Below are 20,575 nucleotides of genomic sequence, written 5' to 3' on the forward strand. Positions count from 1 at the left end.
CCGTGGACAAGTGGGTGTACGCGTGGATCGCACTCGCCTTCGGCGCGGTGCTGCTCGGCCTCATGGCGCTCGGCTGGCGCAACCGGGTGCGCCGGCAGGGTGCGCTCGGAGCTCCGCTGGAGGCGCCCAGCGAGCCGGGGCGATCGCTCCGCTCCGTGCCCGTGCTGTATGTCGCGACGACCGCCGCCAGCAAGCCGCTCGAGCGCGTGGCGGTCCGCGGCCTCGGGTTCCGCGCCCGCGGCGCGCTCGAGGTGCTCGAGACCGGCATCACGCTGGATCTCGCGGGGAGCGCACCCGTCTTCATCCCCGCTGACCACCTCGTCGGCGCTGGCCGCGCGACGTGGACCATCGATCGAGTGGTCGAGCCGGGAGGCCTGCTGCTCATCGGGTGGCTGCTCGGCGGCGCACCGGTGGAGAGCTACCTCCGCCTCACCGACCGCACCGACCTCGACGATGTGGTCGCCGATATCCGAACCCTGATCCCGGACACACGATCCGACGCACAAGAGAGTCGACCCCAGTGACCATCGAAACCACCAACACCGCAGTACTCGTCCTCGAAGACGGCAGCCGCTTCACCGGCCAGGCCTGGGGCGCGACCGGTCGCGTGCTCGGTGAAGCCGTATTCGCCACCGGCATGAGCGGATACCAGGAGACGCTCACCGATCCGAGCTACGCCGGCCAGATCGTCGTGATGACCGCGCCGCACATCGGGAACACCGGCATGAACGACGAAGACCCGGAGTCGAACCGCATCTGGGTCAGCGGGTTCGTCGTGCGCGAGCCCTCCCGCGTCGTGTCGAACTTCCGCGCCGAACGCACGCTCGACGACGACCTGGTCGCGCACGGCATCATCGGCATCCGCGGGGTCGACACCCGCGCGATCACGCGACGCCTGCGCGATGTGGGCGCGATGCGCGCCGGCATCTTCAGCGGCGAGGAAGCAGCGCTCGACCCGGCCGAGCAGCTCGCAGCGGTCACCAGCTCGGAGAGCATGGCCGGCCAGAACCTCTCGGCGCTGGTCTCGACGCGCGAGACCTACGTGCTGCCCGCAGAGGGGGAGCAGCTCGGCCGACTCGCCGTGCTCGACCTGGGCGTGAAGGCTTCCACGCTGCACTACTTGACCGCTCGCGGCTTCGAGGTGCACGTCATGCCGCAGGACTCCACGCTCGATGACATCCTGGCCATCGACCCGGTTGCAGTCTTCTACTCGAACGGCCCCGGCGACCCGGCCGCCGCCGACGACCAGGTGGAGGTGCTGCAGGGGGTGCTGCGCGCCGGGCTGCCGTTCTTCGGCATCTGCTTCGGCAACCAGCTGCTTGGGCGCGCCCTCGGTTTCGGAACGTACAAGCTGCCGTTCGGGCACCGCGGCATCAACCAGCCCGTGCTCGATCAGCAGACCGGACGAGTCGAGATCACGAGCCACAACCACGGCTTCGCCGTCGACGCACCGATCGGTGAGACCGTCGAATCCCCGGCCGGGTTCGGCCGCGTCGAGGTGAGCCACTTCGGACTCAACGACCGCGTCGTAGAAGGGCTGCAGGCGCTCGACATCCCGGCGTTCAGCGTGCAGTACCACCCTGAGGCCGCGAGCGGCCCCCACGACAGCAACTACCTCTTCGACCGCTTCCGCGACCTCGTCGCGAGCCGCGTGCACCGCACCGCGTCGGACGACGACCAGAAGGACAACCAGTAATGCCAAAGCGCGACGACATCCGCAGCGTCCTCGTGATCGGGTCCGGCCCGATCGTCATCGGCCAGGCCGCTGAGTTCGACTACTCGGGCACCCAGGCGTGCCGTGTGCTGCGCGAGGAGGGCGTGCGAGTCATCCTGGTGAACCCGAACCCGGCCACCATCATGACCGACCCGGACTTCGCCGACGCCACGTACATCGAGCCCATCACCTCGGAGGTGCTCGAGCGCATCATCGAGAAGGAGCGGCCGGATGCCGTGCTCCCGACGCTCGGCGGGCAGACCGCCCTCAACGCGGCGATCTCGCTGCATGAGGAGGGGATCCTCGACAAGCACGGGGTCGAGTTGATCGGCGCGCGCGTCGAAGCCATCCGGAAGGGCGAGGACCGCCAGCTCTTCAAGGACCTCGTGATCGAGGCGGGCGCGGATGTCGCACGCAGCCACATCGCGCACACGGTGGAGCAGGCCGTGGAGTTCGCCGAGGACCTCGGCTACCCGCTCGTGATCCGGCCCTCGTTCACCATGGGCGGGCTCGGTTCCGGCTTCGCGTACAACCGCGAGGAGCTCGAGCGCATGGTGGCCGACGGGCTGCACCAGAGCCCCACCACCGAGGTGCTGCTCGAGGAGTCGATCCTCGGCTGGAAGGAGTACGAGCTCGAGCTCATGCGCGACACGGCCGACAACACGGTCGTCGTCTGCTCTATCGAGAACGTCGACCCCGTGGGCGTGCACACCGGCGACTCGATCACCGTCGCCCCGGCGCTCACGCTCACCGACCGCGAGTTCCAGAACCTGCGCGACATCGGCATCGAGATCATCCGGCTCGTCGGTGTCGACACCGGCGGATGCAACATCCAGTTCGCGGTCGACCCGGCGACCGGCCGCGTCATCGTCATCGAGATGAACCCTCGCGTCTCGCGTTCCAGCGCCCTGGCCTCGAAGGCGACCGGCTTCCCGATCGCGAAGATCGCGGCGAAGCTCGCCATCGGCTACCGCCTCGACGAGATCCCCAACGACATCACCCGCGTCACACCCGCATCCTTCGAGCCGACACTCGACTACATCGTCGTCAAGGTGCCGCGCTTCGCATTCGAGAAGTTCCCGCTCGCCGACCCGACCCTGACGACCACCATGAAGTCGGTCGGCGAGGCCATGGCGATCGGCCGCAACTACGCCACCGCACTGCAGAAGGCGCTGCGCTCGCTCGAGAAGCGCGGATCGAGCTTCCACTGGCGCGGCGAACCCGGCGACAAGCGCGAGCTGCTCGACATCGCTCGCACCCCGACCGATGGGCGCATCGTCACGGTGCAGCAGGCGCTTCGCGCCGGCGCCACGATCGACGAGGTGTTCGAGGCCACCGCCATCGACCCCTGGTTCATCGACCAGATCGTGCTCATCAATGAGGTCGCCGAGCAGGTGCGCCAGGCTGCAGAGCTCGACGAGGCGACCATCATGCTCGCCAAGGACCACGGATTCAGCGACGCCCAGGTGGGCGAGCTGCGCGGGCTCACCGAGAGCGAGGCGCGAGCGATCCGCCACGAGCTCGGCATCCGTCCCGTGTACAAGACGGTCGACACGTGCGCGGGCGAGTTCCCGGCGCTCACGCCGTACCACTACTCGAGCTATGACCTCGAGACCGAGGTGATGCCGAGCGAGCGCAAGAAGGTCGTCATCCTCGGCTCAGGGCCCAACCGCATCGGCCAGGGCGTCGAGTTCGACTACAGCTGCGTGCACGCGTCGTTCGCACTGCACGACGCCGGCTTCGAGTCGATCATGATCAACTGCAACCCCGAGACCGTCTCGACCGACTACGACACGAGCGACAGGCTCTACTTCGAGCCGCTCACGCTGGAGGACGTGCTCGAGGTGATCCACGCCGAGAGCCGCTCGGGCGAACTGCTCGGTGTGATCGTGCAACTCGGCGGCCAGACCGCGCTCGGGCTCGCGAAGGGGCTGAAGGCCGCGGGCGTGCCGATTCTCGGCACGCAGCCCGAAGCGATCGACCTGGCCGAGGAGCGCGGCGAGTTCTCCCGCATCCTCGATGAAGGCGGGCTCCTCGCCCCGCGCAACGGCACCGCCATCGACGTCGACACGGCCGTCGCGGTCGCCGAGGAGATCGGCTACCCGGTGCTCGTGCGCCCCAGCTATGTGCTCGGCGGTCGCGGCATGGAGATCGTGTACGACAGTGATTCGCTGCGCGGCTACTTCGATCGTGTCGGCGATCAGGCGATCATCGGGCCCGGTCAGCCGCTGCTCGTCGACCGCTTCCTCGACGACGCCATCGAGATCGACGTCGACGCGCTCTACGACGGCGAGCGGCTGTACGTCGGCGGCATCATGGAGCACATCGAGGAGGCCGGCATCCACTCCGGCGACTCCGCGTGCACGCTGCCGCCGGTGACCCTCGGACGCGACGTGGTGCGACGCGTGCGGGAGGCGACCGAGCGCATCGCCGAAGGCGTCGGCGTGAACGGCCTCCTCAACGTGCAATTCGCGATCGGCCAAGACGTGCTCTACGTGCTCGAGGCCAACCCTCGCGCCTCACGCACGGTGCCGTTCGTCTCGAAGGCGCTCGGCATTCCGCTCGCGAAGGCCGCGGCCCGAGTCATGGCCGGAGAGAGCATCGACTCACTGATCGCTGAGGGCCTGCTTCCGACTCAGGACGGCTCCGACGTTCCGCTCGACACCCCGGTGTCGGTGAAGGAGGCCGTGCTGCCGTTCAAGCGCTTCCGTACTCCGGAGGGCCGCATCGTCGACTCGGTGCTCGGTCCGGAGATGCGCTCGACCGGCGAGGTGATGGGGATCGACGCCGACTTCCCGCGGGCGTTCGCGAAGAGCCAGGAGGCGGCCTATGGAGGGCTCCCCGCATCCGGCACCGTCTTCGTATCCGTCGCCGACCGCGACAAGCGAGGCGTCACACTGCCTGTGCTGCGCCTGCAGCAGATGGGCTACCGGATCGTCGCGACCGCAGGCACGGCGGAGGTTCTCAGCCGACACGGAATCCATGCCGACATCGTGCGCAAGCATTTCGAGGGGCAGACCAGCGCAGACGGCCACCCGACAGTGGTCGACCTCATCAACAACGGCGAGATCGACATCGTGGTCAACACCCCGAGCGGTCGGAGCGCTCGTGCCGACGGCTACGAGATCCGGATGGCGACTGTGGCGGCCGACAAGCCGATCTTCACCACGATCGCCCAGTTCAACGCGGCGGTCGCCTCGCTCGAGACGGCGAATGAGCCGTTCGAGGTCACCAGCCTGCAGGACTACGAACAGCGTCGCCAGAAGCAGGTGGCCAGTGCTTGACCCGCTCCAGCACCGGCCCGACGTGCAGCAACTCGGCGTGACGCCGTTCGGCGACAGGCTCGCCGCCGCGTTCGCCGAGCGTGGGCACCTCTGCGTCGGGATCGATCCGCACCCGTGGCTGCTCGAGGCGTGGGAACTGCCCGACGACGCGCGCGGCGTCCGCGACTTCGGTCTGCGTGCGGTCGAGGCAGCAGCGGGTCAGGCGTGCGCGATCAAGCCGCAGGTGGCGTTCTTCGAACGTCACGGCGCAACCGGGTACAGCGCGCTGGAGGCCGTGCTGGCCGAGGCGCGGGACGCCGGGCTCATCGTCATCGCCGATGCGAAGCGCGGCGACGTCGGGTCGACGGTTGAGGCGTACGGGCGGGCCTGGCTCTCCATCGGCTCGCCCCTCGAAGCCGACGCCATGACGGTGAGCGCGTACCAAGGAGCGGGGTCGCTCGACGCCGTGCGGGCTCTGGCAACCGCTCAGGGCAAGGGTCTCTTCGTGCTCGCCGCGACCTCGAACCCCGAGTCGTTCGGGTTGCAGCAGGCGATCGTGCCGGGCACGGGAGAGACCGTAGCGGCCGCCATCGCGCATGAGGTCTCGGGCTGGAATCATGCGCGCATCCCCGGCTCGTTCGGGCTCGTGCTCGGAGCGACCGTCGAGCTGGGCGCCTATGGGATCGACCCGCACCGGCTGGCCGGTACTCCGGTGCTCGCGCCGGGGTTCGGTCATCAGGGCGCGCGGTTCAGCGACATCCGCCGCCTCTTCGGTCCGCTTGCCGACACCGCGCTCGTGTCGGTCTCGCGCAGCGTGCTGCAGGTCGGGCCGGAGCGTCTCGCGGAAGCGGTGCGCAGGCACTCGGCGGAGGTGTCCGAATGCCTCGCATGACGCCGCCCGATGTCGACCGTGCCGCCGCGTCGCGCGCCGCAGTGGCGGCGAGGCGTGCGCGTGCAGAGGTGAAGCGGGCAATCGCGACGCGCGCCCGCAGCCCGCTCGAGGTCGCCGAGAAGGCCTGGAACGACCCTGCCGCCACCGCAGAGGCCAGCCTTCGCGTGCGTGAACTGCTCTCCAGCATCCCGACGCTCGGGCCGACCCGTACCGCCCGCATCATGGAGCGCCTTGGGATCGCCGAATCGAAGCGGCTGGGGGGTCTCGGCGTGCGACAGCGCGTCCGTCTCCGGAACTTCCTCGAGGCGCGCGAGGACCGCTCGGCACGGCGCGGCAACCTGCTGGTGCTCGCCGGCCCCACGGCCGTCGGCAAGGGCACCGTTTCCGCGCACATCCGCGAGTACCACCCCGATGTGCTGCTGAGCATCTCCGCCACGACTCGTCCGCCGCGCCCGGGCGAGGAGCACGGCCGGCACTACTACTTCGTGAGCGATGAAGAGTTCGATCGGATGCTGGAACGGCACGAGTTCCTCGAGTGGGCGACCGTGCACAATGCCTACCGCTACGGCACCCCGCGCCCGCCGATCGACGCTGCGCTCGACTCGGGACGCGATGTGCTGCTCGAGATCGACCTGCAGGGCGCGCGACAGGTGCGGCAGGCCATGCCGCAGGCACAGCTCGTCTTCCTGCTGCCGCCCAGCTGGGAGGAACTCGTCCGCCGCCTGATCGGCCGCGGCACCGAGACGAGCGAGGAACAGGCTCGCCGGCTCGAGACCGCGAAGATCGAACTGGCGGCGCAGGATGAGTTCGACTACCGGGTCGTGAACGACGAGGTGGGCCGCGCCGCGCAGGAGGTCGTAGACTTGTTGGCAGCGCCTCGCGACTGAGCGCCGTCTCGGCGTGTGAGCGCGTCCGTTTTTCTCGCGGGGAACCGGGCCACCGTCCGGCAACCACCGCTCGAATGATCGGCTCAGCCGATCGCGGATCCATCGATCAAGGAGTACCCCGTTGGCTGACCGACAGACCGGAATCATCGACCCGCCGATCGACGAACTGCTCTCGCGCGTCGACTCGAAGTACCAGCTCGTGATCTTCGCCGCGAAGCGCGCGCGCCAGATCAACGACTACTACGCCGACCTGCACGAAGGCTCGCTCTTCGACAACGTCGGCCCGCTCGTCGACTCGACGATCGACGACAAGCCGCTCTCGGTGGCGCTTCACGAGATCAATGAGGACAAGCTGGTCCTCAAGCCCGTCGTCTGAGTCATCCACCGGCGCGGGCGGGGGAGGTCGCGTGACGAGCAGCACTGATCGACGCGCGCTTCGCGTCGTCGTCGGGATCACCGGGGGGATCGCGGCCTACAAGGCCGTGCAGGTGGTGCGTTCGCTGGTGCTGGCCGGGCATGACGTGCACGTCGTGCCGACGGCATCCGCCCTCGAGTTCATCGGGTTGCCGACGCTCGAGGCGATCAGTCGCAACCCCGTGACCGCAGACCTGTACGAGGGAGTCGACGAGGTGCGGCACGTCGCCCTCGGACAGCGCGCCGACCTCATCGTCATCGCGCCGGCGACCGCAAACTCCATCGCCAAGCTCGCGAACGGGCTCGCGGACGACCTGCTCGGCAACACGGTGCTCGCGAGCACCGCGCCCCTCGTCATTGCGCCCGCCATGCACACCGAGATGTGGCAGCATCCGGCGACGCAGAAGAACATCGCAGCACTGATCGAACGCGGCGCCGTCATCGTGGGGCCAGCGAGCGGCCGACTGACCGGCGCCGACACCGGCCCCGGTCGCATGAGCGAGCCGGACGAGATCGTCGCGGCGGCCCTTGCAGCGGTCGAGCAGGGCGACCTGCACGGTCGTCGCATCGTGGTCACCGCCGGTGGCACGCGAGAGCCGCTCGACCCCGTGCGCTACCTCGGCAACCGCTCGAGCGGACGGCAGGGAGTCGCGATCGCCCGTGCCGCAGCCAGGCGTGGTGCCACGGTGACCCTCATCGCGGCGAACCTCGAGACCGCCGCGCCCTCCGAGGTCGAGCTCGTTCCCGTCTCGACCGCGGCTGAGCTCCGCGAAGCGGCAGTCGCACTCGCTGCAGAGGCGGATGTCGTCATCATGGCCGCTGCGGTCGCCGACTACCGGCCGGCAGCGATCAGCGAGGGCAAGATCAAGAAGGATGAGCAGGGAGACGAGCTCTCGCTCCGCCTGGTGCGCAACCCCGACATCCTCAAGGAGCTCGCTGAGAAGCGCGCCGAGGGCAGGCTAGTCGTCGGCTTCGCCGCCGAGACCGAGCCGGATCGAGACGCGCTCCTTGCGCTCGCGAGGAAGAAGCTCGACGCCAAGGGCTGCGACTTCCTCGTCGTCAACGTCGTCGGGTGGGACCGCGGCTTTGCGTCGCATGACAACGAGATCATCGTGCTCGATCGGGGCGGCGATATAGTTGCCGAGGCCTCGGGGAGCAAGATGTCGGTGGCCGACCGTATCCTCGACGCAATCGGCTGAACCGGCGCGCAGCCGCAGCATCGGGCGCCCCTTCTGGCACCCGCGACGAGCGGATCGAGCAGCAACGGAGAGCCACGCTGACCCCACCTTCACGCCCTTGACGATCGGGAATCATCAATGACCGCCCTGCGCCTCTTCACCTCGGAATCCGTCACCGAGGGTCATCCCGACAAGATCTGCGACCAGGTGTCCGATGCGATCCTCGATGCGCTCCTGGAGAAGGATCCCTCCGCTCGGGTCGCGGTCGAGACTCTCGTGACCACGGGCCTGGTGCATGTCGCGGGTGAAGTGACCACCGATACCTACGTCGACATCCCGGCGATCGTTCGGAAGACCATCACCGACATCGGCTACACGAGTTCCGACGTCTGGTTCGACGGCAGGTCGTGCGGCGTCACCGTGTCGATCGGCGAGCAATCGCACGATATAGCCGAAGGCGTCGACCACGCGTTCGAGGCGCGTGAGGAGTCGAGCACCGACGCGCTCGATCTGCAGGGCGCCGGCGATCAGGGCATCATGTTCGGCTACGCGACGAACGAGACTCCAGAGTTGATGCCCCTGCCGATCTGGCTGGCGCACCGGCTGGCCGAGCGGCTGGCTCACGTGCGCAAGTCGGGTGAGCTCCGGTTCCTGCGTCCCGACGGCAAGACGCAGGTGACCATCGGGTACGAGGGCACGGTGCCCCGCACCGTGGAGACGGTCGTCGTCTCCACGCAGCACGACCACGACATCTCAACGGACGAGCTGCGCGAGCGCGTGGAGGCCGTTGTGGTGCGCCCGGTGCTCGAGACGTTGTCGCTCGACATCTCTCATGTGCGGGTGCTGGTCAACCCGACTGGTCGGTTCGAGATCGGCGGCCCGAAGGGCGACGCCGGACTCACCGGTCGCAAGATCATCGTCGACACCTACGGCGGCGCGAGCCGCCACGGTGGCGGTGCGTTCAGCGGCAAAGACCCTTCGAAAGTCGACCGCTCAGCCGCCTATGCGATGCGCTGGGTCGCGAAGAACGCCGTCGCCGCTGGTTTCGCCGACCGGCTCGAACTGCAAGTCGCCTATGCGATCGGCAAGGCCCGGCCGGTCGGACTCTACGTCGAGACGTTCGGCACCGGCCATGTCTCAGACGAGGTGATCACCCGCGCGATCACCGAGGTGTTCGACCTGCGCCCAGCCGCGATCATCAAGGCACTCGATCTGCTGCGTCCCATCTACGCCAAGACCGCCGCCTACGGCCACTTCGGCCGCGAATTGCCCGAGTTCACGTGGGAGCGCACTGACCGGGTCGAGGAGTTGCGCCGCGCCGCGGGCCTCTGATGACCCCCGTCGAGGGTGGCCGCACGATCGCTCGGGTCGTGCTCGACTCGCCTCTGCCGCAACTCGACCGGCTCTTCGACTACGAAGTGCCCGAGACGCTCGTCGGCCAAGCACGGCCGGGGGTGCGGGTCCGAGTACCGCTCCGCAGCGCCGGTCGGATCGCTGACGGCTACCTCATCGAATTGACGGATGCCGTCGACTACGACGGCGTGCTGAGCGAACTCGACGATGTCGTGTCACCCGTGCCGGCGCTGGCGCCGGAGATTTGGGAGCTCGCGCGCAGGGTGGCCGACCGCGCGGCCGGCACTGCCTCCGATGTGCTGCGGCTGGCTGTGCCGCGTCGGTATGTGCGAGCCGAGCGCACGTGGTTGGAGCGTCGAGGCGGGGAGCGTGCTCCTTCAGTGAGCGGAGCGCCCGAGCCGGCATCCGATCGGAACACGGATGCCGAGGCGTCCTCCGGCGCGCTCGACGCGGGACTCGCGGCTGTTGTCGAGGAGCGCTCGCGCGTCGCCATAGCGGCACCTGCGGGAGTGCAGCAGACCGGTGACGGCACTTGGGTGCCGCGCTGGGCTGCGATGCTCGCCGACGCGGCGACGGCCACGATCGCAGCCGGACGCACCGCCATCATCGCAGTGCCCGACTATCGCGATCAGGCCGCGCTCGAAACCGCCCTGCTCGACCGTCTTCCGGCCGACCGAGTCGTGCGCGCCGACGCCCGGCAAACCGGAACGGAGCGCTATCGCGCACACCTCCGATGCCTCGAGACGGCGTCTCCCGACGACGAAGCGTTCGTGATCGTGGGAACCCGCGTCGCCCTCTATGCACCGGCAGCGAATCTTGGGTTGATCGCGATGTGGAACGACGGCGACCCGCTCTTCGCAGAACCGCACACTCCGGCCGTGCACGCGCGCGATGTCGCGCTGATCCGGCAGCAGCTTCAGGACTGCGCGCTCATCTTCGCCGGGCATACGCGCACCACCGATGTGCAGCGACTCGTCGAGATCGGCTGGGTGCAGCCGAAGACGGCAGCACCGCAACACGCACCACGCATCGTGCTGACCGCGCTGCAGCGCAGCGGCGATCGAATCGCCGACACGGCCCGCATTCCCTCGACGGCGTGGCAGGCCGCTGCTGCCGCTGTCAAGGAGGGACCGGTGCTCGTGCAAGTCGCACAGCCGGGATTCGCGCCGCGACTCGTCTGCGCTGATTGCGCACGCACTGCCCATTGCCAGCGCTGCGACGGCCCCTTCGTGCAGCGTTCGGCGTCGTCGCCCCCGGTGTGCCGCTGGTGCGGGGCCCTCGCTGCCGCTTGGCGATGCCCGCATTGCGATGGCGCTCGAATGCGACGTGCGGGTTCGGGCAGTGTGAGCACGGCCGATGACCTCGGCCGCGCCTTTCCGGGTGCGCTTGTGCGAGTCGCCGACGGCGAACGTCCGTTGCAGCGCGTCGGCGGGAAACCCGCGCTCGTGGTCGCCACGCGCGGAGCCGAGCCGATCGCTGACGGCGGCTACCGCGCGGTGCTACTGCTCGACGGGGCCTCGATGCTCGCCCGCGAGAGCCTTCGCGTGGCTGAGGACTGCCTCCGATGGTGGAGCCATGCGGCATCCCTCGCCGCTGACGGTGCTCCCGTGATGCTCGTCGGCGTCGACGGTGACATCGCCACAGACTTCGCACTATGGCGATTCGATCGCCATGCCGAACGTGAACTGGGCGACCGTCGTCGGCTTCGGTTTCCGCCCGCAGTGCGCGTCGCGACACTGACTGGCCGGAGCGATGTGGTCGAGCGCGCGATCACGGAGCTCGAGCGCGACGTGGCGGGCTCCGAACCGCATGGCGACGGCGCACGGCCCGAACCGCGCTCCGACGTGCGCGGCCTCGATGTGCTCGGTCCAGTCGTGACTGAGCCAGGGGTCACACGGGCCATCGTGCGCTTCGACTACGGCGCCGGTGCGAGAGTCGCGCAGTCGCTGAAGGCCTCCGTCATCCGGGCAGCGACAGCGAAACGCAAGCCCGTTCCCGGGCAGCCGAGGAATCGCTCGCAGACGCCGTTGCTGCGCGTACGGTTCGACGACCCGGATCCCTTCACCGAATAGTGGTCGCGCCGCTGCCAGCACCACCGTCAGCGCCGCGCCCGTCGATCTCGCGACGGGCGAAGGCGTTCGACTGTGCCCCAGCGGTCAAGACCGGCTGCAAGCGCCGCCATTCGCGTGCAGTTCCCGGGCACGCCGAAGGTCGGGGAGAATCGAACGGTGGATCCGTTGAGAATCGTCTTTGCCGGCAGCCCGGCTGTCGCCGTGCCGTCGCTCGACGCGATCTCGGCAAGTCCCCACACGGTGCAGAGCGTCATCACCCGCCACGACTCGCCGCTCGGTCGCAAGCGCGTCATCACTCCGACACCCGTCGGTGCGCGTGCGGATGAGCTCGGCATCCCGACGCTGAAGGCGAACCGCCTCGACGACGAGGCGGGGGAGCGCATCGCTGCACTGCGACCCGACCTCGGCGTGATCGTCGCGTACGGCGCACTCGTGCGAGAACCGCTGCTCAGCGTCCCGCGCCTCGGCTGGATCAACCTGCACTTCTCACTGCTGCCGCGCTGGCGAGGGGCCGCGCCGGTTCAGCACGCGATCATGGCGGGCGACGACATCACTGGAGCCTGCGTCTTCCAACTGGTCGAGGAGCTCGACGCCGGCGACGTGTACGGACACCTCACCGAGCCGATCGGCAGCGCAGACACCGCCGGCGAACTGCTCGAGCGGCTCTCGCACTCCGGAGCGCGCCTGCTGGCGGAAGTGGTCGATGCCATCGCGCGCGGCGAGGCGAGGGCCCTTCCGCAGCAGGGAGATGTCACCCTCGCGCCCAAGCCGACCGAGCGCCACGCGCGCATCGACTGGCAGCTCGACGCGCGCTCGATCCACAACCGGGTGCGCGGAGTGACGCCCGAACCGGGAGCGTTCACCGAAGTCGACGGCGCCCGGCTCAAGGTGCTGCGTGCGGCACTGCACGTTGCGGACGATCGGATGCCTGACCTTGCACCGGGCGCGCTCCGCCTTCACGACGGCGCACTGCTGGCCGGCACCGGCACGACGCCGATCGAACTGCTCGAGGTGCAGCCGGCGGGCCGGAAGCCCATGCGCGCCGCCGACTGGTGGCGCGGTCACCGGCCGGAGCAGGCACAGTGAACGCATCGGGCGGACACCGCGATCGGAGGCGCAGCAGCGGCCAGGAGCGATCGAACGGTGGTACTCGCAGAGGCGGCCCCCAACGGGACCGCTCGGGAGGCCCTCGGCCCCGCGGAGCATCGGCCGAGCAGCAGCGGCGGGTCGAGCCGTCCCGGCGCATCGCCTATGAGGTGATCCGCGCTGTGACCGATTCGGATGCCTACGCCAACCTGCTCCTGCCGCCTCGCCTCGCGCGTTCCGGCCTCGCTCCCAACGACGCGGCGTTCGCCACCGAGCTCACGTACGGCACACTGCGCGGCCTCGGCTTCTACGACGCGGTGATCGCCGCGGCATCCGGACGCCCTGTCGAGAAGATCGACGCCCCGGTGCTCGACGCGCTTCGCCTGAGCGCGCACCAACTGCTCGGCATGCGAGTCGGAGCCCACGCCGCAGTCGACCAGGGTGTTTCCCTCGCTCGAGCGAACGCCGGTGGAGGAGCAGGAGGCTTCGCCAACGCAGTGCTTCGCCGCATCACCTCCCTCGACGCCGCGGGCTGGCGTGCCGAACTGCTCAAGGGTGTCACCGACCCCGACGAGCGACTGGCGATCGAGCACTCGCACCCTGCCTGGGTCGTGCGAGCGCTTCGACAGGCGCTCGCGGCCGAGGAACGCGTCGACGAGCTCGAGGCGCTTCTCAACGCTGACAACGCCGCGCCGCGCGTGAGCCTTGCGCTGCTTCCCGGTCTTCCGCACGACGACGACGCAGTCGAGCAGCCGCTCGCCGCTGCTACCTACTCGCCGGTCGGAGCCGCCGCACCGGCGGGTGACCCAGCGCGGCTAGCCGCGGTCCGGCACGGCACCGCGCGCGTGCAGGATGAGGGCTCGCAACTCGCTGCCCTGGCGCTCAGCCGCGCCCGGCCGGTGCAGCCCGGTGAGCACTGGCTCGACCTCTGCGCGGGCCCCGGCGGCAAGGCGGCGCTGCTGGCTGCCGAAGCAGCACTGGGCGGTGCCACGCTGACCGCAAACGAACTGGTGCCCGCCCGTGCCGGCCTGGTGCGCACCGCACTCGCACCGTTCGACCCGGCACCCCCGGTGCTCGAGCGCGACGGCGCCGAGCTCGCCGCCGAGATGCCAGACGCCTTCGACCGCATCATGCTCGATGCACCGTGCACCGGACTCGGCGCGCTCCGCCGGCGGCCCGAAGCGCGCTGGCGCAAGCAGCCTCGCGATGTTCCCGCGCTCACCGCGCTGCAGTCGCGGCTCCTCGACGGTGCCATCACCGCGCTGAAGCCCGGGGGAGTGCTCGCCTATGTGACCTGCTCCCCGCACCTCGCCGAGACGCGGTTCATCGTCGATGACGCCGTGCGCCGCGCCGGTGGCAAGGTGCAGAGGCTCGACACTCGAGCCGTGCTCGACGGGATAGCGCGGCATCCGCTCGATCTCCCAGTCGGATCGAACGAGGGCGAAGGCTCGCATGTGCAGCTCTGGCCGCATCGTCACGGCACCGACGCCATGTTCATCCAACTGCTCACCAAGTCGGCCGGCTGAGGTCGCAGCCGACGGAATCGAGCACCGGTGCACGGCCTGGCTAAGGTGGGCAGGTGACCGTGCGCATCAACCCGAGCATTCTGTCGGCCGACTTCGTGAACATGCAGACCGAGCTCGACCGGGTCGCCACGGCAGACCTCGTGCACGTCGATGTGATGGACAACCACTTCGTGCCGAATCTGACCTTCGGCCCGCAGATGGTGCAGCGTATCCAAGACGTGTCGCCGATTCCGCTCGACGTGCACCTGATGATCACGGATGCCGACCGCTGGGCGCCCGGTTACGCCGAGCTCGGCGCAGCCTCCGTCACCTTCCACGCCGAGGCCGCTGAAGACCCGGTGAAGCTCGCCCGGCGCCTCCGCGAGATCGGCGCGCGTGCCGGCATCGCCTTGAAGCCCGGCACCGATGTCGAGCCCTATCTCGAGCTGCTCCCCGAGCTCGACCAGCTACTCATCATGACCGTGGAGCCCGGTTTCGGCGGCCAGGCATTCATGGCCGACATGATGCCGAAGCTGCGCCGCGCGCGCGAAGTCGTCGAGCGCGAGCAACTCGCGGTGTGGCTGCAGGTCGATGGCGGCATCACGGCCGACACCATCACGGTCGCCGCGGATGCCGGGGCCGACACCTTCGTCGCGGGCTCGAGCGTCTACAACAGCGGCGACCCGACCGAGAACATCGCGGCGTTGCGGGCTGCCGCGGAGGCGCACGCGCACGCGCACCGCTGACCAGCGGCATCCGATCGGTGTTCCGTCGAATACGACGCACAGAGCCAGCAGTTGACAGACCCTGCCCACCACAACCGAATGGACGGAACCATGGCAGACAAGACCAAGCCCGAGATCGACTTCATCGAGGGCGACGCGCCCGACGAGCTCGTGATCACCGACCTCGAGGTCGGCGACGGCCCAGAGGCGACCCCCGGCGCTCGCGTCGAGGTGCACTACGTCGGCGTCGACTTCGAGACCGGCGAGGAGTTCGACTCGAGCTGGAACCGCGGCGAGTCGATCACCTTCCCGCTGCAAGGCCTCATCAAGGGCTGGCAGGAGGGCATTCCCGGCATGCGTGTCGGCGGCCGCCGCCAGCTCGTCTGCCCGCCCGCCATGGCCTACGGCCCCGCCGGCGGCGGACACCGCCTCTCGGGGCGCACCCTCGTCTTCGTGATCGACCTCCTCGGCGTCAGCTGACGCGCTTCGAGCGTTAGGTCGCGGCCGGGGCTAGACGCGGTGGCGGGGGCTCTCCCAGCGCCACCGCGTCGAACCCAGGCCGGCGACGTCGGTGCGTCATGCTTGAGGCGACCGCTCGAGCGTGAGCCGCGGCCCACCGAACCGGCGCGCAGTCGCGCTCCGCTAGCCTTGACTGCTGTGAAGACCTTCGACGACCTCTTCGGCGAGCTGCGCGAGAAGGCTGAGACCAGGCCGGCCGGTTCCGGCACAGTGGCTCAGCTCGATGCGGGCGTGCACGCCATCGGCAAGAAGATCGTCGAGGAGGCCGCCGAGGTCTGGATGGCGGCGGAGTACCAGAGCAACGACGAGACCGCCGAAGAGATCTCGCAGCTGTTGTACCACCTCCAGGTGCTCATGCTCGCGAAGGGCCTGACGCTCGATGACGTGTATCGACATCTGTGATCACGCTCCGTCATCCGTCAGCCACACCAGCGCCGCAAGTGAGCGGCGAGAAATGAACGTGACATGTTGCGCATAGCCGTGCCCAACAAGGGGTCGCTCTCAGACACCGCTGTGCAGATGCTGCACGAGGCGGGGTACGCCACCCGCCGCGACCCCAAGGAGCTCATCGTCTCCGACCCACGCAACGACGTGGAGTTCTTCTACCTTCGCCCCCGCGACATCGCCACCTACGTCGGTTCGCAGGCACTCGACGTCGGCATCACCGGCCGCGACCTGCTGCTCGACTCCGGCTCCGAAGCGCTCGAGGCGGCAGAGCTCGACTTCGGCGAGTCGACGTTCCGGTTCGCCGGCCCGGCCGGGCACTTCCACCGTCTCGAAGACCTCGAGGGCGTGCGGGTCGCCACCAGCTACGTCGGCCTCGTCGGAGCCTTCCTCGAGCGCCACGGTGTCAAGGCGCACCTCGTGAAGCTCGATGGCGCGGTCGAATCGGCCGTGCGCCTGGGTGTGGCGGATGCTGTCGCCGATGTGGTCTCGACCGGCACCACTCTGCGCAAGCAGGGCCTCGACATCTTCGGTCCCGTCATCCTCGAATCGGCGGCAGTGCTGATCAGCTCGAAGCCAGAGCTCGACGGCCTGGAGACGCTCAAGCGGCGCCTGCAGGGCGTGATGGTCGCGAGTCAGTACGTGCTCATGGACTACGACTTGCCCGCCGATCTCATCGAGCAGGCCTCAGCGATCACCCCTGGCCTGAAGTCGCCAACCGTTTCACCGTTGCGCGACCCCGCGTGGGTCGCAGTGCGCGCCATGGTGCCTCGCAAGGTCGTGAACCAGGTGATGGATGAGCTCTATGACCTCGGTGCCAGGGCGATTCTCGTGACACCGATCCACGCCGCGAGAATCTGATGAGCACGGTTTCGATCGAGGAGGTTCCCGTGGAGACGACTTCGGCGAATCCGGCACCTGCGAGCGAGCGTTCGATGGACGTCGCGACGCGGGTCATTCCATGCCTGGATGTCGCAGACGGCCGGGTCGTGAAGGGCGTCAACTTCCTCAACCTGCGCGACGCCGGCGATCCGATCGAGCTCGCGCGCAAGTACTACGAGCAGGGCGCCGACGAGATCACCTTCCTCGACGTCACCGCGACGGTCGAGAACCGCGCGACCACCTATGACATGGTTCGGCTCACCGCCGAGCAAGTCTTCATCCCGCTCACGGTCGGCGGGGGAGTGCGCAGCACTGAGGATGTCGCCCGGCTGCTCGCGAGTGGCGCAGACAAGATCGGCGTGAACAGCGCCGCGATCGCCCGGCACGAGCTGCTCAGCGAGATCGCCGACAGGTTCGGGTCGCAGGTGCTCGTGCTCTCGCTCGATGTGAAGCGCAGCCCGCGCACCGAGTCGGGATTCGTGGTGACGACGCACGGCGGACGCCGGGAGACCGACCTCGACGCGCTCGCGTGGGCGCGCGAGGCGATCGAACGCGGCGCAGGCGAGCTGCTGGTCAACTCGATCGATGCCGACGGCACAAAAGAGGGATTCGACCTCGAACTCGTCTCAGCCATGCGCGAGCTCAGCCGCGTGCCGGTGATCGCCTCAGGCGGCGCCGGCAGGCTCGAGCACTTCGCTCCGGCCGTGAAGGCCGGCGCCGACGCGGTGCTCGCAGCATCCGTGTTCCACAATGCCGAGCTCACCGTCGGCCAGGTGAAGCAGGCGCTGCGCGACGAGGGGATCTCGGTGCGATGAACAGCCAACCGCACGACGCCGAGCAAAGAGCCGAGCTTCGCCCTGACGCCGAAGCCGCTGTCGCTCGGGCCCGCTTCGACGAACGAGGCCTGCTGCCCGCCATCATCCAGGAAGAGGGCACCGAGCAGGTGCTCATGCTCGGCTGGATGGATGCCGAGGCGATGCGCCGCACGCTCACCGAGGGCCGCGTCACCTTCTGGAGCCGCTCCCGCCAGGAGTACTGGCGCAAGGGCGACACCTCGGGCCACGCGCAGTACGTGCGCGGCGCGGCGCTCGACTGCGATGGCGACACGCTGCTCGTGCGAGTGCACCAGGTGGGCGCCGCCTGCCACACCGGCGCCCACGCCTGCTTCGACGTCGACCCACTCACGCCAGCACTTGGCGGGGAAGGAGCCTGACCGTGCTCGGCACCACCACACGCGATGACTTCGCGCGGCGTCTCGAAGCGGGGCACCGCGTTGTGCCAGTGATCCGCGAGCTCTTCGCCGACGGGGAGACCCCGGTGGGGGTGTACCGCAAGCTCGGGCAGGATCGCCCGGGGAGCTTCCTGCTCGAATCGGCCGCGCAGGGCGGAATCTGGTCTCGCTACAGCTTCGTCGGAGTCTCGAGCTTCGGTGTGCTGACCGAGCACGATGGCACTGCTCGCTGGATGGACTACGGGCTCGCGGCGGAACGCGCGCTCGGCACGGACGCGCCCACGGCGCCGCTCGACGCACTGTCGGCGCTGCACGAGCGCTGGGCGACGCCCAGCGAGCCGGGCCACCCGCCGCTCACCGGCGGACTCGTCGGCTTCATCGGGTGGAATGCGGTCCGTCAACTCGAGCGGCTGCCCGACGCGCCTCCGGCCGACTTCGACGCACCCGACCAGGCCATGAGCTTCGTCAAGGAGCTCATCGTGCTCGATCACCGCACCGGGAGCGTGCTGCTCATCGTGAGCGTGCTCGGCGACGGCACCCACGACGAAGAGCGACTGTGGGCCGACGCGCAGGCCGACCTCGACCGGCTGCAGCAGGGCCTGGCCAAGCCGACCGAGACCTGGCTCGGCGAGGTCGATATGGCGGCGTCGCCATCGCCGCACCCGCGCATCTCGCCGGAGGACTTCCAGGCGGCCGTCGTGCGCTCGAAGGAGCACATCCGAGACGGCGACGTGTTCCAGGTCGTCATCTCGCAGCGCTTCGACCACGAGGCGCATGCCGATCCACTCGATGTCTATCGCGTGCTGCGCGTGCTGAACCCGAGCCCCTACATGTACCTGCTCGCGCTCGAAACCGTCGACGGCGACCCGTACTCGATCGTGGGCTCGTCGCCCGAGGCCCTCGTGAAGGTGGTGGAGTCACGCGCGTTCACGCATCCGATCGCGGGCTCTCGTCCGCGCGGCGACACGCCTGAGCACGACGTCGCTCTCGCAGAGGAGCTGCTGCACGACGAGAAGGAGCGAGCCGAGCATCTTATGCTCGTCGACCTGGCTCGAAACGACCTGTCGAAGGTCTGCAAGGCCGGCACGGTCGAGGTCACCGAGTTCATGCAGATAGAGCGCTTCAGCCACATCATGCACCTCGTATCGTCGGTCGAAGGCGACCTCCGCGACGGCCAGAACGCCATCGATGCCTTCCGCGCCACCTTCCCCGCGGGCACGCTCTCGGGCGCTCCGAAGCCGCGCGCGCTGCAGATCATCGATGAGCTCGAAGTCGCGCAGCGCGGGCCCTACGGAGGCGTCGTCGGATACTTCGACTTCGCGGGCGATGCGGATGTGGCGATCGCCATCCGCACCATGATGATCGCCGACGGGGTGGCGCGGGTGCAGGCCGGCGCCGGACTCGTGGCCGAGTCGGATCCGCTGACCGAGCACATCGAGACTCAGAACAAGGCCGCCGCGCCCCTCCGTGCGGTCGCCATCGCGAACGCGATGCGCCGGGTGCGCTGATGAGCGACAGTGCCCCCGCTCGGCCGCCTTCGACGGCGAGACGCATGAGGCTCATCGCGATCGTCGGCGGTCTCGCCATCGCGGGCCTGCTGCTGCTTGCATGGACCCAGCCGTGGGCGAACGTCGACCTCACCACCGGTGCGACCGTTGAGCTCACCGGATCGGATGCCGCACCCGCACTCGCCGCGCTGGGGCTCGCCGCCCTCGCGCTTGCTGCCGCACTGACCCTTGCGGGGGTCGTGTTCCGGGTCGTGCTGGCGGTGCTGCAAGCGCTGATCGGAGTCACGGTCGTCGCATCGACCGCGTTCGCTCTCTCGAGCGCCGCGACAACGGCCGCGCCTGCCGTAACCAAGCTCACCGGGGTCACCGGATCCGAATCGGTCGCCGCGCTGCTGGGCGACGTCGCGTGGACCGCCTGGCCCGTCATCGCCATCATCGGTGGCGGCCTGTGCGTGTTGCACGGCGCGTTCGTGCTCGCCACCGCACGCAAGTGGCCCCGCTCGGGCCAGCGCTTCGAACGCGCCGACGACCAGGGCGCGAGAGCACGGCGTGACGGCGGCGCGGAGCCTCCCCGTGATGCCATCGGCGACTGGGACGCGCTCAGCGGCGGCGACGACCCGACTGCGCGATAGACTGAAGCGGCCCCCGTAGACGACGACCCAAGGAGCACTGTGTCTGCAGCGAATGACCCCGGCCACGGCAACTCACCCGCCGCCTGGACGGCCGTGGTGATCATGCTGGCCGCCTTCATCATCGGCACGTTCGCCTTCTGGTTCGACATGTCCTGGCTCGTGTGGGCCTCCGCCGCGCTCCTCGTGGTCGGCTTGATCGTGGGCTGGGTGCTCGCGAAGGCCGGGTACGGCGTGAACGGCGACAAGTACCAGCCGAAGGTGCATTCCTAG

The 20,575-nt window shown here is 69.1% G+C and carries 20 protein-coding genes; all 20 read left to right on the top strand.

Annotated features, from left to right (window positions below):
- Window positions 1-2 precede the first annotated feature (2 nt).
- The 20 genes from QF206_RS03705 to QF206_RS03800 all read left to right on the top strand — a co-directional run bounded on the left by QF206_RS03705 (window position 3) and on the right by QF206_RS03800 (window position 20,575).
- A complete protein-coding gene (locus QF206_RS03705) occupies window positions 3-524 on the top strand; it encodes a PH-like domain-containing protein (RefSeq protein WP_281487836.1) in 522 nt (173 codons plus the stop codon).
- Window positions 521-1,696 carry a glutamine-hydrolyzing carbamoyl-phosphate synthase small subunit gene (carA, locus tag QF206_RS03710; RefSeq protein WP_281487837.1) on the top strand — a complete coding sequence of 392 codons (1,176 nt, stop codon included), beginning with the start codon at window positions 521-523 and terminating at the stop codon, window positions 1,694-1,696. Before QF206_RS03705 ends, carA begins: the two co-directional genes overlap by 4 nt.
- The gene (gene carB, locus QF206_RS03715; protein WP_281487838.1) at window positions 1,696-4,998 is read left to right on the top strand and encodes a carbamoyl-phosphate synthase large subunit; all 3,303 of its coding nucleotides are present in this window, start codon (window positions 1,696-1,698) and stop codon (window positions 4,996-4,998) included. The genes carA and carB overlap by 1 nt, the downstream gene beginning before the upstream one ends.
- The gene (gene pyrF, locus QF206_RS03720; protein WP_281487839.1) at window positions 4,991-5,869 is read left to right on the top strand and encodes an orotidine-5'-phosphate decarboxylase; all 879 of its coding nucleotides are present in this window, start codon (window positions 4,991-4,993) and stop codon (window positions 5,867-5,869) included. The genes carB and pyrF overlap by 8 nt, the downstream gene beginning before the upstream one ends.
- Window positions 5,857-6,756 carry a guanylate kinase gene (gene gmk, locus QF206_RS03725; RefSeq protein ID WP_281487840.1) on the top strand — a complete coding sequence of 300 codons (900 nt, stop codon included), beginning with the start codon at window positions 5,857-5,859 and terminating at the stop codon, window positions 6,754-6,756. Before pyrF ends, gmk begins: the two co-directional genes overlap by 13 nt.
- A 121-nt stretch (window positions 6,757-6,877) precedes the next feature.
- The gene (gene rpoZ / locus QF206_RS03730; protein ID WP_281487841.1) at window positions 6,878-7,132 is read left to right on the top strand and encodes a DNA-directed RNA polymerase subunit omega; all 255 of its coding nucleotides are present in this window, start codon (window positions 6,878-6,880) and stop codon (window positions 7,130-7,132) included.
- 31 nt (window positions 7,133-7,163) lie between these two features.
- Window positions 7,164-8,369, top strand: a complete 1,206-nt coding sequence (coaBC, locus tag QF206_RS03735; RefSeq protein ID WP_281487842.1) for a bifunctional phosphopantothenoylcysteine decarboxylase/phosphopantothenate--cysteine ligase CoaBC — start codon at window positions 7,164-7,166, stop codon at window positions 8,367-8,369.
- Between the two features lie 117 nt (window positions 8,370-8,486).
- The gene (gene metK, locus QF206_RS03740) at window positions 8,487-9,680 is read left to right on the top strand and encodes a methionine adenosyltransferase (RefSeq protein ID WP_281487843.1); all 1,194 of its coding nucleotides are present in this window, start codon (window positions 8,487-8,489) and stop codon (window positions 9,678-9,680) included.
- Window positions 9,680-11,773 carry a primosomal protein N' family DNA-binding protein gene (locus tag QF206_RS03745; RefSeq protein ID WP_281487844.1) on the top strand — a complete coding sequence of 698 codons (2,094 nt, stop codon included), beginning with the start codon at window positions 9,680-9,682 and terminating at the stop codon, window positions 11,771-11,773. The genes metK and QF206_RS03745 overlap by 1 nt, the downstream gene beginning before the upstream one ends.
- Before the next feature lie 165 nt (window positions 11,774-11,938).
- Window positions 11,939-12,859, top strand: coding sequence for a methionyl-tRNA formyltransferase (gene fmt / locus QF206_RS03750; RefSeq protein ID WP_281488121.1), 921 nt, complete (start codon window positions 11,939-11,941; stop codon window positions 12,857-12,859).
- Between the two features lie 182 nt (window positions 12,860-13,041).
- Complete coding sequence (locus tag QF206_RS03755; RefSeq protein ID WP_340309582.1) at window positions 13,042-14,385, top strand: RsmB/NOP family class I SAM-dependent RNA methyltransferase; 1,344 nt, start codon at window positions 13,042-13,044, stop codon at window positions 14,383-14,385.
- A 53-nt stretch (window positions 14,386-14,438) separates the two neighbouring features.
- Complete coding sequence (gene rpe, locus QF206_RS03760; protein ID WP_281487845.1) at window positions 14,439-15,110, top strand: ribulose-phosphate 3-epimerase; 672 nt, start codon at window positions 14,439-14,441, stop codon at window positions 15,108-15,110.
- A gap of 90 nt (window positions 15,111-15,200) precedes the next feature.
- Window positions 15,201-15,569 carry an FKBP-type peptidyl-prolyl cis-trans isomerase gene (locus QF206_RS03765; protein ID WP_281487846.1) on the top strand — a complete coding sequence of 123 codons (369 nt, stop codon included), beginning with the start codon at window positions 15,201-15,203 and terminating at the stop codon, window positions 15,567-15,569.
- 177 nt (window positions 15,570-15,746) lie between these two features.
- Window positions 15,747-16,010 carry a phosphoribosyl-ATP diphosphatase gene (locus QF206_RS03770; protein WP_281487847.1) on the top strand — a complete coding sequence of 88 codons (264 nt, stop codon included), beginning with the start codon at window positions 15,747-15,749 and terminating at the stop codon, window positions 16,008-16,010.
- A 63-nt stretch (window positions 16,011-16,073) separates the two neighbouring features.
- Window positions 16,074-16,913: an ATP phosphoribosyltransferase gene (gene hisG, locus QF206_RS03775; protein WP_281487848.1), complete on the top strand. Its 840-nt coding sequence runs from the start codon at window positions 16,074-16,076 to the stop codon at window positions 16,911-16,913.
- A gap of 74 nt (window positions 16,914-16,987) precedes the next feature.
- Window positions 16,988-17,749 carry an imidazole glycerol phosphate synthase subunit HisF gene (gene hisF, locus QF206_RS03780; RefSeq protein ID WP_281488123.1) on the top strand — a complete coding sequence of 254 codons (762 nt, stop codon included), beginning with the start codon at window positions 16,988-16,990 and terminating at the stop codon, window positions 17,747-17,749.
- Entirely contained in the window at window positions 17,746-18,147 is a 402-nt protein-coding gene (gene hisI / locus QF206_RS03785; protein ID WP_281487849.1) for a phosphoribosyl-AMP cyclohydrolase, read from the top strand. The genes hisF and hisI overlap by 4 nt, the downstream gene beginning before the upstream one ends.
- A 2-nt stretch (window positions 18,148-18,149) precedes the next feature.
- Window positions 18,150-19,673: an anthranilate synthase component I gene (locus tag QF206_RS03790; RefSeq protein ID WP_281487850.1), complete on the top strand. Its 1,524-nt coding sequence runs from the start codon at window positions 18,150-18,152 to the stop codon at window positions 19,671-19,673.
- Window positions 19,674-19,717: 44 nt separating this feature from the next.
- Window positions 19,718-20,305 (top strand): Trp biosynthesis-associated membrane protein, encoded by a 588-nt coding sequence (locus QF206_RS03795; RefSeq protein WP_281487851.1) that lies wholly within the window; start codon window positions 19,718-19,720, stop codon window positions 20,303-20,305.
- A 39-nt stretch (window positions 20,306-20,344) separates the two neighbouring features.
- Complete coding sequence (locus tag QF206_RS03800; protein WP_281487852.1) at window positions 20,345-20,575, top strand: DUF6704 family protein; 231 nt, start codon at window positions 20,345-20,347, stop codon at window positions 20,573-20,575.

The sequence above is a fragment of the Ruicaihuangia caeni genome, from assembly GCF_029952955.1.
Lineage (GTDB): Bacteria > Actinomycetota > Actinomycetes > Actinomycetales > Microbacteriaceae > Ruicaihuangia > Ruicaihuangia caeni.